The 13,739-nt window shown below is 54.2% G+C and carries 8 protein-coding genes, 2 tRNA genes and 3 rRNA genes; 4 read left to right on the top strand and 9 right to left on the bottom strand.

Translation table 11 applies throughout. From position 1 onward, the window contains the following. Positions 1 to 7: 7 nt before the first annotated feature. A complete protein-coding gene (locus tag DKB62_RS04710; RefSeq protein WP_107195845.1) occupies positions 8 to 1,237 on the top strand; it encodes a molybdopterin molybdotransferase MoeA in 1,230 nt (409 codons plus the stop codon). A gap of 57 nt (positions 1,238 to 1,294) precedes the next feature. Here the strand turns inward: DKB62_RS04710 and DKB62_RS04715 are convergent, their stop codons facing one another. From DKB62_RS04715 to DKB62_RS04745, 7 genes are all read right to left on the bottom strand, one after another. Continuing rightward, positions 1,295 to 1,921: a formate dehydrogenase accessory sulfurtransferase FdhD gene (locus tag DKB62_RS04715; RefSeq protein ID WP_157949677.1), complete on the bottom strand. Its 627-nt coding sequence runs from the start codon at positions 1,919 to 1,921 to the stop codon at positions 1,295 to 1,297. A gap of 70 nt (positions 1,922 to 1,991) precedes the next feature. Continuing rightward, positions 1,992 to 2,858 carry a selenium-dependent molybdenum cofactor biosynthesis protein YqeB gene (gene yqeB, locus DKB62_RS04720; RefSeq protein ID WP_107195847.1) on the bottom strand — a complete coding sequence of 289 codons (867 nt, stop codon included), beginning with the start codon at positions 2,856 to 2,858 and terminating at the stop codon, positions 1,992 to 1,994. Between the two features lie 791 nt (positions 2,859 to 3,649). Further along, positions 3,650 to 3,766: ribosomal RNA gene (rrf, locus tag DKB62_RS04725) — 5S ribosomal RNA — on the bottom strand. 139 nt (positions 3,767 to 3,905) lie between these two features. Beyond that, positions 3,906 to 6,817: ribosomal RNA gene (locus DKB62_RS04730) — 23S ribosomal RNA — on the bottom strand. Between the two features lie 124 nt (positions 6,818 to 6,941). Next, positions 6,942 to 7,017 (bottom strand) — tRNA-Ala (locus DKB62_RS04735). Positions 7,018 to 7,128: 111 nt separating this feature from the next. Next, positions 7,129 to 7,205: transfer RNA gene (locus DKB62_RS04740), tRNA-Ile, on the bottom strand. Between the two features lie 120 nt (positions 7,206 to 7,325). Further along, positions 7,326 to 8,887: ribosomal RNA gene (locus DKB62_RS04745) — 16S ribosomal RNA — on the bottom strand. Together the 16S, 23S and 5S rRNA genes with 2 tRNA genes alongside form the textbook arrangement of a ribosomal RNA operon. 490 nt (positions 8,888 to 9,377) lie before the next feature. Here DKB62_RS04745 and DKB62_RS04750 point away from each other — a divergent pair. Genes DKB62_RS04750 through DKB62_RS04760 form a run of 3 tightly spaced genes read left to right on the top strand, consistent with a single transcriptional unit; the run spans position 9,378 to position 11,609 of the window. Continuing rightward, positions 9,378 to 10,163, top strand: coding sequence for a basic amino acid ABC transporter substrate-binding protein (locus DKB62_RS04750; RefSeq protein WP_107195247.1), 786 nt, complete (start codon positions 9,378 to 9,380; stop codon positions 10,161 to 10,163). 5 nt (positions 10,164 to 10,168) lie between these two features. Next, positions 10,169 to 10,804 (top strand): HAD family hydrolase, encoded by a 636-nt coding sequence (locus DKB62_RS04755; protein ID WP_107195246.1) that lies wholly within the window; start codon positions 10,169 to 10,171, stop codon positions 10,802 to 10,804. A 25-nt stretch (positions 10,805 to 10,829) separates the two neighbouring features. Continuing rightward, on the top strand, positions 10,830 to 11,609 hold the full coding sequence (locus DKB62_RS04760; RefSeq protein WP_107195245.1) for a basic amino acid ABC transporter substrate-binding protein: 780 nt from the start codon (positions 10,830 to 10,832) through the stop codon (positions 11,607 to 11,609). A 67-nt stretch (positions 11,610 to 11,676) separates the two neighbouring features. Here the strand turns inward: DKB62_RS04760 and DKB62_RS04765 are convergent, their stop codons facing one another. Both DKB62_RS04765 and whiA read right to left on the bottom strand, forming a co-directional pair. Then, a complete protein-coding gene (locus DKB62_RS04765) occupies positions 11,677 to 12,810 on the bottom strand; it encodes a hypothetical protein (protein WP_107195244.1) in 1,134 nt (377 codons plus the stop codon). Positions 12,811 to 12,818: 8 nt separating this feature from the next. Continuing rightward, entirely contained in the window at positions 12,819 to 13,736 is a 918-nt protein-coding gene (gene whiA, locus DKB62_RS04770) for a DNA-binding protein WhiA (RefSeq protein ID WP_087478244.1), read from the bottom strand. Positions 13,737 to 13,739 lie beyond the last annotated feature (3 nt).

The raw sequence follows: 13,739 nt of genomic DNA on the forward strand, positions 1-13,739 counted from the left end.
TATCGTCATGAACGCCCTCACGCTGGCCGAAGCCGCCGCCCTCTGGCGCGGCATACTGGCTCATACGACGCATACAATAGAATACGTCCCACCCGATACGGCCTGGGGCCGCATTGCCGCCGCCGACATCTGCGCGGCTCATCCCTATCCGCCCTATCGGAAATCGCCCTTCGACGGGTACGCCCTCTGCCTGAACGGAAAGGAACGGTCCTACGAGGTCGTCGCCACCATCGGCGCCGGCGAGCACTATGACGAGCCCGTCCTTCCCGGACAAGCCGTGCGCCTCATGACGGGCTGCGCCGTGCCGCGCAGCTGTCAGGCCGTCGTCATGCAGGAGGCCGTCCGCCGTCAGGGAAAGAGGATTGAATTGACGACCATTCCCCTGCCGGAAGACAATATCATTCCCATCGGCGAGGAATGCCTGTCCGGCGAGGTGCTTCTATCCCAGGGAACGTACCTGACAAGCGGAGCCGTATCGGTCGCCGTCGCCATGGGAAATACGGCGATTCCCGTGTACAAAGACGTCCGGGTGCTCCTCGTCACGTCGGGGCGGGAACTCGTCATGGCCGGCCAAGAGCGTCAGTACGGCCAGATATACAACTCCAACGCTTATCTGTTTCAGCAGCTGCTGCGCAACGAAGGAATTCGCAGCGCCGCCTTCTGCCACGTCAGCGACGCGCCGGAAAGGCTGGCGTCAGAAATAGAGCGGGTACGGGAGCTGGCTGCCGACGCCGACCTGATCCTGTCGACAGGCGGCGTTTCCGTCGGATTGTACGACACCATGCCTCAGCTCTTTCAGCATCTGGGAGCCAGAGAGCTATACCGGCGCATCGCTATGCGGCCCGGCTCGGCGTCGTACGGCGGCCTCATCGAACGAAAGGGCGGCAACGCCGTGCCCGTCCTGGGACTGTCGGGAAATCCTTCAGCAGCATTCAACGCCTTTCATCTCCTGGCCGTCCCGGTGCTGCGGCAGCTCCGCGGCGAAAAGCGCGGCGATTTCCCCGTCGTAACCTGCCGGCTGAACGGAAATTTGACGAAGGAAAATCCTGTAGACCGATTCGTCCAGGGACGCCTTTCCTTTGCACAAGGCCAGCCGGTATTCACGCCGAACCACGTCGTCACGTCCAGCGCCCTCTTAGGGCTAAAGGCGGCAAACGCCCTGGCCCTGCGCCCCAAACACTCGCCGCCACTGACCAATGGAGCGGAAGTTCCCGTCCTGCTGCTGCGGCGAATATAACGATACAAAATAAGACCTATGCACGCTGTCAAAGGCTGCATAGGTCTTTATTTTGTACTATTTAACAATAATGCGTTCTTCATGAGCAAAGACGCGGAACGAATCGCTCCGCAAGGCACAGACCAGCGTAAGGCCCAGCCGTGCCGCCGCTTCGATGCCGGCGCTCGTCGCCATGGCCCGCGAGGCGATGCACGATACGCCGAGGACGCTGGCCTTTTCCGCCACCTGCTGCGGCACGCGGCCGCTGAATACCAAGACAGCCTGCGACGTATCTATGTTGCGGAGATATACTTCGCCGGCCAAACGGTCCAGCACGTTATACCGGCTTACGTCTTCTGCATAGGCCAGGACCACTCCATCCTGCACGAGAGCCCCTTCATGGACGCCGTGAGTCATATGATGAGCCGCCGATAATTCGTCCAGCAGTGTGCCGTACGAGCATAATCGTTCGACCGTAACAGTCATGGGCCGCCGCTTGCTCGCCAAGGTCGGTTTAATGCCGACGACGGCAACAGATACGCCGCGATTTTCATAAAAGGCGCGAACGGCCTGCCCGTCTTTTATCAAGCCCTGCTGCAGGCAATACCCGACGGCTAATACGTCCAGCTCATGAGGCGACGACGTCATATGCCTCACGCAGCAGTCATTCAGCCATAGATCCCAGGCGATTTCATCGGAAACCATAGCCGATGCCGCCTCTGTGCCTCCCTTTCGATACAGCAGACACGGATACTCCCGGCAAGATGATGTCTGATTACCCCTCATGTCCCGTCTCCTGCCTTTTCCGCCCTTCCAGCCATAACAAGGCCGTCACGACGGCGCCGCCGATACAGCGGGACTTGTCAGAAATGGTAAAGCAATTTTTCACTTCCTCCTGCCGCGGGTCAATATCGGCGATTTTAAAGCCTTCGATGACAGGATAGGAATCTCGAATCAAGCCGCGAACCAATCCCGTCAAAGACGCCAGCACAGGTACTCCGTCATCCAGACTCGGGACATATCCCTCAGGCAAAGCTTCCTTCGTAATAACTCCCAGAGGCCGCCTTTTTTCGACTATGCTTCCGATGCGGACGAGACCGTAAAAGCGGCCCGCCGCCGGACTGTGGATGACCCGTTCTTTTCCATAGCCGCCGATCAGCCCCGGCACGCCCGTGTTGGCTTTGGCCTGCCCTTCCAATATGATGCGTCCTAAATCGTGGCCTCTCATCGTCTCGATAACGGCATCTGCATCGACGCCGGCCATAAAGCCTGGCCCCAAAGCGACGACATGGCGCGCCATGTCTTTATTCGTACCAAGATTGCGTTTCGCTAAAATAGCGTCGACGACGGCCCAGGGCTGCAGCTCCGCAATAGAGCGGCCCTTAGGGTCGATGACAACCGGGACTTCGCCCTTGCTCCAAGCCTTCTCGATAGCCTTGCCGCTGCGGCAAAGACGGGCCGTAAGGTCTTCGATAGACGCCGTTTCATCATATACGGCTTCCGACAAGGCGACTTGCCGCCGAATCGCCGACGGGTCGGCCACTTCCAACACTAAGAGGGAAAATCCAGCCCGATGCAAAGCCTGGATTGTTCCGGTCGCAATGTCGCCGCCGCCGCGGACAATAACGAGTTTATCTTTCATGGAGATACTATCCTTTCTCTTCTTTCTGTATAGGCGGTTAGATTCACAAGTAATTAAACTCATTGTATCATACATTTGCAAGGTGCAACATATGTCGGGAAAAGTCATCGTGTATTCTGAAAAAATACACATGCCAAAAAAAAACGCATACATGTTACATGCGTCGCCTGCTGCCAGTCGCCTCACCTATCTGTCGCTTTTATGCGTTGTGTCTATCTGTTTAGTATATCCCCATCAGGACTTCGAATCGACAACTTTTGCCGCATAGACCTATCAGTATTCCATCTCATTTTCCCTGATTCGAAGTAAGGGACTCTCTCCCGTTTGCGCGTCGCTGCGCTCCTTCAAATGGGGTTCCCTGCTTATGCTGATCTTAAGGCAACTCTTTGACATCGGATGGGAAGCCGCTATATATAAAACATATACGTCTCCTGCTGGCGGTCGTCTCACCTATCAGTCGGAGCGGCACGTATGCATATGTTGCTGCAACATATCCTGTTTAGGTTAGCGGTCCGACATAAGCGACTCGCACAAGTTTGCGCGTCGTGTCTATCTGTCTAGTGTATCTCCATCAGGGCTTCGAATCGGCAGGCTTTGCCACAATAGGCCTATCGGTCTTCTATCTCATGTGTCCCGATTCGAAGTAAGCGACTCACTACCGTTTGCGCGTCGCTTCGCTCCTTCAAACGGTGTTCCCTGCTTATGCTTATCCCAGGGCAAGCCCTGGGTGATAGGATAGAAGATGCTGATTACAAAAAGAGAGCAGCGCATTTGCACTGCTCTCTTTTTGTAATCAGCGGCTTCCTATCCTCCCAGGGGGCCTCCCCCCAAGTACTTTCGGCGTTTGCGGGCTTAACTGCTGTGTTCGGCATGGGAACAGGTGGATCCCCGCAGCTATCGCCACTGAATTTCCTAAGGGCCCGTGCCCTTACAACTGCATAAAACGAACTTCCTTAACGAGCCTCCGCTCTGTTACGGTCTTCTTTCCTCAGAACCTGCTTCCAGATTCCCTCACCCACTCCCTTCGGGAGTAAGCGACTCTCTACTTAAGTCAAGCCCTCGGTCTATTAGTACCGGTCCGCTCCGTGCATCACTGCACTTCCACTCCCGGCCTATCTACCATGTCGTCTTCATGGGACCTTACTTGCTTTCACAATGAGAAACCTCATCTTTAGGCTGGTTTCACGCTTAGATGCTTTCAGCGTTTATCCGTCCCGGACGTAGCTACCCAGCTGCACGGCTGGCGCCATGACTGGTACACCATTGGTCCGTCCACTCCGGTCCTCTCGTACTAGGAGCAGCCCCTTTCAAGTTTCTTCCGCCCGCGATGGATAGGGACCGAACTGTCTCACGACGTTCTGAACCCAGCTCGCGTACCACTTTAATGGGCGAACAGCCCAACCCTTGGGACCTACTTCAGCCCCAGGATGTGATGAGCCGACATCGAGGTGCCAAACCTCCCCGTCGATATGGACTCTTGGGAGAGATAAGCCTGTTATCCCCAGGGTAGCTTTTATCCGTTGAGCGATGGCAATTCCACTCTCTACCACCGGATCACTAAGCCCGACTTTCGTCCCTGCTCGACCTGTCCGTCTCGCAGTCAAGCTCCCTTCTGCCTTTACACTCTTCGCGCGGTTTCCGTCCGCGCTGAGGGAACCTTTGGGCGCCTCCGTTGCTCTTTCGGAGGCGACCGCCCCAGTCAAACTGCCCGCCTGAGACTGTCCAAAGACTCGTTACGTCTCTCGTTAGAATCCCAATAAAACAAGGTTGGTATCCCACCAGCGGCTCTGCGGATACTGGCGTACCCGTTTCTCAGCCTCCCAACTATCCTGTACATCTCTTACCGGAATCCAATCTCAGGTTACAGTAAAGCTCCATGGGGTCTTTCTGTCCAGTCGCGGGTAACCTGCATCTTCACAGGTACTTCAATTTCACCGGGTCCCTCGTTGAGACAGTGCCCAAATCGTTACACCTTTCGTGCGGGTCGGAACTTACCCGACAAGGAATTTCGCTACCTTAGGACCGTTATAGTTACGGCCGCCGTTTACTGGGGCTTCAATTCTCTGCTTCGCCTTACGGCTAACACGTCCTCTTAACCTTCCAGCACCGGGCAGGTGTCAGCATCTATACGTCAGCTTTCGCTTTAGCAGACGCCTGTGTTTGTGGTAAACAGTCGCTTGGGCCTCTCTTCTGCCGCCTATTCCTGCTCCCTGCGTTTCTGCAGCTCACATACTTTAGGCTATCCTTTTCCCGAAGTTACGGATACATTTTGCCGAGTTCCTTAACGAGGGTTTTCCCGCGCACCTTAGAATTCTCTTCCTGCCTACCTGTGTCGGTTTCGGTACGGGCGCCTGAGTCCTCACTAGAAGCTTTTCTCGACAGCCTAGTTCCTGCCCCTTCGCCATTGTCTCCAATGGCTCCCCATCACTTCTCGGCTTTTAGTATGGCGGATTTGCCTGCCACACAACCTACCAGCTTGGACGTGCTCTTCCAATCGCACGCGCGCATTCCTTTCTGTGTCACTCCTTCGCTCAAACAGACTCCTGCGGTACAGGAATTTCAACCTGTTGTCCATCTCCTACGCGTCTCCGCCTCGGATTAGGTCCCGACTTACCCTGGGTCGACGATCGTTGCCCAGGAACCCTTAGGCTTTCGGTGGAAAGGATTCTCACCTTTCTTTTCGCTACTCATACCGGCATTCTCTCTTCCTGCCTGTCCACCTGTCCTTCCGGTCAGGCTTCTCCCATGCAGGAACGCTCCCCTACCCAAGTATCTCATGATACTTGCCAAAGCTTCGGTTCCGTACTTTAGCCCCGGTCATCTTCGGCGCAGAGTCTCTCGACCAGTGAGCTATTACGCACTCTTTTAATGGTGGCTGCTTCTAAGCCAACATCCTGGTTGTTTTCGAAATTCCACATCCTTCGCCACTTAGTACGGCATTGGGGACCTTAGCTGTTGGTCTGGGCTGTTTCCCTCTTGACTACGGGCCTTATTACTCGCAGTCTGACTCCCATGTATAAGTACAGCCATTCGCAGTTTGATTAAGTTCGGTAGCCGGACAGGCCCCTACCTCGTTCAGTGCTCTACCGCCTGTACTCTTACCATGAGGCTAGCCCTAAAGCTATTTCGGGGAGAACCAGCTATCTCCACGTTCGATTGGCATTTCACCCCTACCCACATCTCATCCAAAAGCTTTTCAACGCTCACTGGTTCGGTCCTCCACACATTTTTACCTGTGCTTCAACCTGGACATGGGTAGATCACTGTGGTTTCGGGTCTACTGCTACCAACTTATCGCCCTGTTCAGACTCGCTTTCGCTTCGGCTCCGCGTTTTCCGCTTAACCTCGCTGGCAACAGTAACTCGCCGGTTCATTCTTCAATAGGCACGCCGTCGCGCATGTAAAGCGCTCCGACTGTTTGTAGACATACGGTTTCAGGTTCTCTTTCATTCCCCTCCCGGGGTTCTTTTCACCGTTCCCTCACGGTACTATTCGCTATCGGTCCATATCAGTGTTTCGCCTTGGAGGGTGGTCCCCCCTGCTTCCCACAAGGTTCCTCGTGCCCCGTGGTACTCTGGATCCTGCTCCATGGTCTTCCTTACGCTTACCGGGCTCTCACCGTCTCTGGCCCAGTTTCCCAACTGGTTCTGCTTCGTCCAACCATTTGTTAGCAGTCCGCAACCCCACAGCGGTTTCCCGCTCTGGTTTGGGCTCTGCCCTCTTCGCTCGCCGCTACTGAGGGTATCTCTGTTGATTCCTTTTCCTCCGGCTACTTAGATGTTTCAGTTCACCGGGTTCCCTTCCTTTCGGATGACAGCACTCCTGCTGCCGGGTTTCCCCATTCGGACACCTGCGGGTCAATGGTTACTTGCACCTCACCGCAGCTTTTCGCAGCTTATCGCGTCCTTCTTCGGCTGATATGGCCAAGGCATCCGCCGTACGCCCTTACTTGCTTGACTTTATGTCTTCACCGTTTTTCAGAGTTTCTTCGGTTCGTTAAGTCTTTCTCTTTTCTTCAAAAAAGAGGTTTGTTCGTTTCGTTTTATGCAGTTGTCAAGGTACGGGTCTTTCGTAATAAAATTGTGGTGGAGATGAGGAGAATCGAACTCCTGACCCCCTGCTTGCAAGGCAGGTGCTCTCCCAGCTGAGCTACACCCCCACACTCGTTGCGCCGGCTTCCCACCAGACGGGCAGGCATGTCATTGCAACATATGACGGCTCCTCGATTGTCCGTACTCTGCCTTTGCATTTCGGGTGTATCGACTTGCCCTGGTGGGCCTAGGTGGACTTGAACCACCGACCTCACGCTTATCAGGCGTGCGCTCTAACCAGCTGAGCTATAGGCCCATGGGATATTTTTTTTTAAGAGGTTCATGGCCTCTCAAAACTGAACAATGTGTACGTACTCCAGAATGCCGACCTGAAGTTTCGTAACGTCTTCCTCAGAATCCGTTACTTCTTCCCTAGAAAGGAGGTGATCCAGCCGCACCTTCCGATACGGCTACCTTGTTACGACTTCACCCCAATCATCGCCCCCACCTTCGACGGCTGGCTCCGTAAGGTTACCTCACCGGCTTCGGGTGTGAATGACTTTCGTGGTGTGACGGGCGGTGTGTACAAGGCCCGGGAACGTATTCACCGCAGTATGCTGACCTGCGATTACTAGCGATTCCTGCTTCATGCAGGCGGGTTGCAGCCTGCAATCCGAACTGGGACTCTGTTTTTGGGGTTTGCTCCGGATCGCTCCTTCGCTTCCCTCTATTAAGAGCCATTGTAGTACGTGTGTAGCCCAAGCCATAAGGGGCATGATGACTTGACGTCATCCCCGCCTTCCTCCGCATTGTCTGCGGCAGTCTCTCCTGAGTCCCCGCCTTTACGCGCTGGCAACAGAAGATAGGGGTTGCGCTCGTTGCGGGACTTAACCCAACATCTCACGACACGAGCTGACGACAGCCGTGCACCACCTGTTTTCGCGTCTTCCGAAGAAGAACTCCTCATCTCTGAGGATAGCACTCAATGTCAAGGCTTGGTAAGGTTCTTCGCGTTGCGTCGAATTAAACCACATACTCCACCGCTTGTGCGGGCCCCCGTCAATTCCTTTGAGTTTCAGCCTTGCGGCCGTACTCCCCAGGCGGGATACTTATTGCGTTAACTCCGGCACAGGAGGGGTCGATACCCCTACACCTAGTATCCATCGTTTACGGCCAGGACTACCGGGGTATCTAATCCCGTTCGCTCCCCTGGCTTTCGCGCCTCAGCGTCAGTTGTCGTCCAGAAAGCCGCTTTCGCCACTGGTGTTCCTCCTAATATCTACGCATTTCACCGCTACACTAGGAATTCCGCTTTCCTCTCCGACACTCCAGTCTCACAGTTTCCGTCCCCTCACGGGGTTAAGCCCCGCACTTTTAAGACAGACTTATGAAACCGCCTGCGCGCCCTTTACGCCCAATAATTCCGGACAACGCTTGCCACCTACGTATTACCGCGGCTGCTGGCACGTAGTTAGCCGTGGCTTTCTCTTACGGTACCGTCATTCTAATGTGGTATTGGCACACTAGCCGTTCGTCCCGTATAACAGAGCTTTACAACCCGAAGGCCGTCTTCGCTCACGCGGCGTTGCTCCGTCAGGCTTTCGCCCATTGCGGAAGATTCCCACTGCTGCCTCCCGTAGGAGTCTGGACCGTGTCTCAGTTCCAATGTGGCCGTTCATCCTCTCAGACCGGCTACTGATCGTCGCCTTGGTGGGCCGTTACCCCTCCAACCAGCTAATCAGACGCAAGCCCTCCCCGGCGGTAGCATATTCAGAGGCCACCTTTCTTCCCACTGCCATGCGGCAATGAAAACGTATTCGGTATTAGCAGCCGTTTCCAGCTGTTGTCCCCATCCGGAGGGCAGGTTGCTTACGCGTTACTCACCCGTTTGCCACTAGAGTCCATAAGAAGCAAGCTTCCCATGTCCTCCCGTTCGACTTGCATGTGTTAAGCACGCCGCCAGCGTTCGTCCTGAGCCAGGATCAAACTCTCCATGATATGTGAAGAGCTGATTGCTCGTTCTTACTTACATTATTGGTGTTACCTGTTTTGAAATCTTATTGCTAAGACCTCGCACTCTGGCGTATTGTTTCGTATCACACTGTTCAGTTTTCAAAGGCCATGCCGTCTCGCGACGACTTGTATATCTTACCAGACTCGCCCGGCCTTGTCAAGCACTTTTTTTGAAGTTCTTTTGACAAATCCCAACCGATTACTTTCCGTAATTTCTGGCTTGCCTCAACGGCTTTTATATTATAAGCTTTATCTCTTTACTTTGTCAAGAGAATTTTACAAAGAGATACGCATCTCTTGCCTCATTTCCATGGAACCGTGTATTAACTTTCGTCTATATAAAGAATATTATGCAGCATGCTATTTAATTTTACAACTTCTCTTCTTCATTCTGGTAAATTCATGCATTATATAGTATAATTTATAAAAGCAACAGATGAATAGACATACAGTCGCATCAATAGGAGATGGTAACATGATGAAGAAACAACTTATGTTGGCTGCCGCGGCTTTGACGGCGACGGCATGTATCGCCGGCTGCGGTTCGTCGGATAACGCCGGCGCCGCAAAGGAAAACGCCACGTTTATTGTCGGCATGGAACCGACGTTCCCGCCTTTTGAATTTACGGAAAACGACAAATACGTCGGCTTCGATTTGGATTTAGCCCAGGCCCTCTGCGATAAGATGGGCGTAAAGATGGAAGTCAAGAGCATGGGCTTCGACGCCTTGATCCCGGCCCTGAAGAGCGGCCAAATTGACATGATCGCTTCCGGCATGGACGCGACGGAGGAACGGGCTAAACAGGTCGCCTTCACTACGCCTTATTTCTTTGACGGCTATTCCGTCGTCGTCCGCAAAGACAATACGACGATCAACGGCTTTGACGACTTGAAGGGCAAGGTCGTCGGCGCCCAGGTCGGCACGAAGCCTGTCGACATCGCAACAGAACACGGTGCAGCAACGGTCAAGCAGTACGACGCTAACAGCCAGGGCTGGATGGAATTGAACAGCGGCACCTGCGACGCCGTCGTCATCAATACCTCCGTCGCCCTGTTCTATTTAAAGCAAGGCGGCGACAAGGACTTGAAGATCGTCGGCGAATCGGAAGTGCTCAACAGCGGCCTGGCTATGGCTCTCAACAAAGAAAAACCGGAGCAGCTTGAAAAGGTCAATAAGGCCCTTGCCGACATCAAGGCCGACGGCACGTATGCCCAAATTTACAAAAAATGGTTTGGCGTAGAACCGCCTGCTGATAAATAATCTCTATGTATACGACGTATATTTTTGATTTTGATTACACGCTGGCAAATTCAGAGCAGGGCATCGTCATGTGCTTTGAAATGCTGTTTGCTGACGAGGGGTACGGCCCCGTCCCGCGCGAAGACATTTGCCGGACCATCGGCATGACGATGTACGACGCCATGGCCCGCCTGACCGGCGAAACGAATCCGGAGCAAATCGAAGAACTCATCCGATTGTATAAAGTCCGCTATTCCGACTATTACATGGTAGATAACACGCATTTGTACCCGCAGACGGTACCCATGCTGCGCCGCTTAAAGGCAAAAGGTGCGCACTGCTGCATCGTCTCGACGAAGACCCGGTCGCGCATTAATCAGACCATTGAAAAGGAACATCTGGAATCGCTCGTCGACTGCGTCGTCGGTATGGAAGATGTCAGCGAGGCCAAGCCGTCTCCCGAAGGGATTCAGCAGATTCAGCAGCGCTTTAATCTCGAGCCGTCTGAAATCTTATACGTCGGCGACAGCCTTATTGACGCCGAAACGGCTCTTCATGCCGGCGTAGATTTCGCCGCCGTGACGACGGGCACGACTGATGCTTCTGCCTTTGCCAGCCTGCCTCACGTTCAAATCATGCAGGATTTAAGCGAACTTGTGTAATTTTACTTTGTAAGGGGTGTTCCACATGAACAAAAAATATCTTTCTATACTCGCCGCCTCTGTCGCCGCAGTGTCTCTCTTCGCCGGCTGCGGCAGCGATTCGGCGGACAATAAGGGCGCAGCCAGCGAAGAAAAAGTGCTCATCGTCGGTACGGAACCGACCTTCCCGCCTTTTGAATTTACGGAAGACGGCAAGGATGTAGGCTTTGACATCGACCTTCTCCAGGCTGTCAGCGATAAAATCGGCTACAAGATGGAAATCAAGAACCTCGGCTTCGACGCCTTGATCCCGGCCTTAAAGAGCGGCCAGATCGACCTCATCGCCGCCGGCATGGATGCGACGGAAGAACGGAAGAAGCAAGTCGATTTTACCGACGTATACTTCAGCGGCGGCTATACTGTCGTCGTCCGCAAGGACAACACGGATATTACGGGCTACGAAAGCTTAGCCGGCAAGACCGTCGGCGCTCAGGTCGGCTCGCGTGCGGCCTTCTACGCCAAGGAACACGGCGCGACAGTAAAAGAATTCGACACGAACAGCCAGGGCTGGATGGAACTGGAAGCCGGTACGTGCGACGCCGTATCGATCGACAGCGCCGTCGCCATGTATTACTTAAAACAGGGCGGCGACAAGAGCCTGAAGCTCGTCGGCGATTTGATCAAGGACCGCAACGTCGCCATGGCCGTCAGCAAAGAAAAACCCGAATTGCGTGAAAAGGTAAACAACGCATTGAAGGAATTGAAAGCCGACGGCACGTACGCCAAATTATACAAAAAATGGTTCGGCACAGAACCTGCGCTTTAATAGAAACGGCCGCAAGGCAACAAAAAAACTCCCTTTCGGGAGTTTTTTTGTTATCCGTAAACATTACTTATGCATCTGTCTTCGCTTCTCCGGCAATAGACCGCAGATCTTCGTCAGGCACTACGATGAAGCGCACCGGCAAGTTCGCCGCGCCTGGCGGCATAAACCGAAGGTTCACATCCGTTCCGGCCCTGAATGTATCGACATACTGCATGCTGTACACGTCCTCCTTGCCAATGCTGAGGGCATGGGGAGGAAGCTCGACGATTTTCCGTACCTCGTCCTTTTTTCCCTGATTATACGTGACTTCCATTACGCCGGCATATTCACCGCCCTGGGGATTAAAGTACAAATGCAGGTCTCCCTTCCCCTTCGTGCGCAGTCCGATACGATATTCAACGCCGTAATTTCCCACGTTGACAGACAGGCGGTTGTCCATGACGTCCCGCCCCACTAAATACCGGTCGTCTTCGCCGCCGACCTTGATATAGGCCGGACCGTCTTTCGGGGCGTAGGAAAACAAGGCATCCCACTCCCGATCCTTGCCAGTAAACGTACCGCGCAGCTTAACGGAATCGCTGGGCAGGTATATCTGCTTCTGCACGAACGCAATGGGGTCTTCTTCCGACGGCACCATGATTGTCGACACATACATGGGCGACGGAAGCTCTACGTCGACAATGCCGGAAAAGAGCTGACCCCGCCAAATGACGACGTGGTCCAGCCGTTCGCCCAGCAGCGCATACCCATGGGCCGGGACGCTCACCGTATGGATCGTCTCGTCGCCTTCATAATACATCATCGACAATGTCTTCCCGACGCTGTAAATAGACGAGCTGGGCCGGGCGTACTGGCATCCTTTGACGACGGCGTCGACAGGCTCGTCCGCCGGGTTATAGGCCATGACGACGACATTGCACGTCTCCCAGCTCTGGTTCATGTGATAAAAATAGACCCGGCAATCGCCGCTTACCTTGTCGCCGTATAAAATCCCCGGCCGCTCCGGATATTCCGGGCTGTCGGAAAAAATCAGCGTCCCCGTGTCGACGGGGTCTTTCATTGCAATATGCTTCATGGGAAAACGCACGACTTTCCCCATCACCGCCGGATCGGCCGGGTCAACCGCGCCTGCAGAACCCCACAAGGCACCGGCCATCAGCAGTCCCGCCGCAACGGCTCGATATAGTTTCTTTACGTTCATCCTATCTCTCATTCCTCAATTTGCTTTGCCATATCGGAAATCTTTCGAAACCGATGGGCAAGGCCTGATTTCGTCAATCCCGACAACGTCGCCAGCTCACTCATGGACGCTTCGGGATGACTCATGCGCAGCTCCGCCGCTTCCTGCAGCTTAGGCGTCAGGCGCAGGTACAAGCCCGAAGCCTGAAGCTTTTCGATATCTCTGCGCTGGCGTATGGCCGCATCGACGGTTTTCTGCAAATTTGCCGTTTCGCAGTTGACGACGCGGTTGACGTTGTTGCGCATTTCCTTGACGATACGGACGCTTTCAAACTTCATATAGGCCTGGTCAGCCCCAATGAGCTGCAAAAAGGCTGACACGCCGTTTCCCTCTTTTATATACACGAGATAATCGCCCTTGCGGTCCGTCATCTTGGCCGGCAGGTGAAACCGGCACATAATTTTAAGCAGCTTCTGGGCAAAGGATTCGTTTCCCGTCAAAAGCTCCAGATGGTAATCTCCCTTAGGCTGGTTGACGGAGCCTCCGCCCATGAAAGCGCCCCGCAGAAAGGCCCGCTGACAGGCTGGATTTTTCAAATCAATAGCGGAAAATTCCTTGTCTTTCGGGAACAGCGACAGCTGCTGCAGCGTTTTCGTGCTGGCAAAGGACGGCGGAACGCGCAGTATATAATAATTTTTCTTGCGCAGCCGAAGGCCCTGGCGCACGCGCACTTCCGGACGAACGGCAAAGGATTCCATCCACATCTTCAGGGCCTTGCGGGCTACGGCGTTGTTCGACGTGCTGAATTCGATGCCCACATGCCCGCGGGAGCCAAGCATCAGGGACCCGCCCATGCACAGCAGAGCCGCCAATTCGGCATAGCGGCAGGCGGCGTTTTCCGGCTTGCAGTGAGCAATCTCATTTTTAACCTGTTCAGCAAAGGACATAGG

The organism is Megasphaera stantonii (assembly GCF_003367905.1).
In the GTDB taxonomy this organism is placed as follows: domain Bacteria; phylum Bacillota; class Negativicutes; order Veillonellales; family Megasphaeraceae; genus Megasphaera; species Megasphaera stantonii.